1 protein-coding gene is annotated in these 718 nt (G+C 35.1%); it reads right to left on the bottom strand.

What is annotated here, in order from left to right:
* Positions 1-16: 16 nt before the first annotated feature.
* Positions 17-679, bottom strand: a complete 663-nt coding sequence (locus ACEWB7_RS17320; protein WP_004783898.1) for an IS1595-like element ISAcra1 family transposase — start codon at positions 677-679, stop codon at positions 17-19.
* Positions 680-718 lie beyond the last annotated feature (39 nt).

Raw genomic sequence — 718 nt, forward strand, 5'->3', positions numbered from 1 at the left:
AGATTTACACTTAATTTTACCTAATGAGGTTCCACAGCTCAGTTGCTAACTCATTAGGTTCCCTCATCCAACGCCATTCAGTTTCTTTAAGATGATAATCAAAGTACTCTTTTGATATGCCGTTAAACTTTGCTAGCCTTCTTTTACAAAAGCTCCAAAATGATTCTATTCCATTTATATGACATTCTCCTCTAGCAAACTCATTTGCTCCGTGATTTACCCTAAAATGCTTTGAATAACCCACATCAACAAGACCATTATAGCCACGCCATCCATCACTATAAATCACACTCTCAAGTGAAACTTTACCAATGATAACCTCTTGTAAAGTCTTCATTTTACAGTCAGGTACGATTTCAGTATAGACGCGCCCATTACGTTCGAATATTCCAAATACTGGCTGTTTTAGAGTCCCACGACCACGCTTTAACTTTCCATGAAACCCACGTTGCCTTTTCGCTCCAAAATAGCTTTCATCTACTTCTATTGAACCAACAAACTTAGCTCTTAAATCTGTTTGATGATCATAGATAGTTTCTCTAAAAAGCATGTACCAATAGTTAATCGTATTACGATTTAAATTGAGTAATAAGGCTGTTTTGGAAGCAGGAATATCAACACAAAAGCATTGAATAATTTTTTTAATCTTGTAGTGACTTAATTTACTGTTTTCTATCATGATTCTAGACTAACATAATCATTTTGCTAGTCTAGAGCC

Origin of the sequence: Acinetobacter sp. NIOH-H-8 (assembly GCF_046635365.1) — a bacterium.
GTDB lineage: Bacteria > Pseudomonadota > Gammaproteobacteria > Pseudomonadales > Moraxellaceae > Acinetobacter.

Excerpts from the sequence above, each read along its gene's own strand:
- ACEWB7_RS17320 (WP_004783898.1), bottom strand. The coding sequence starts at position 679 with ATGATAGAAAACAGTAAATTAAGTCACTACAAGATTAAAAAAATTATT.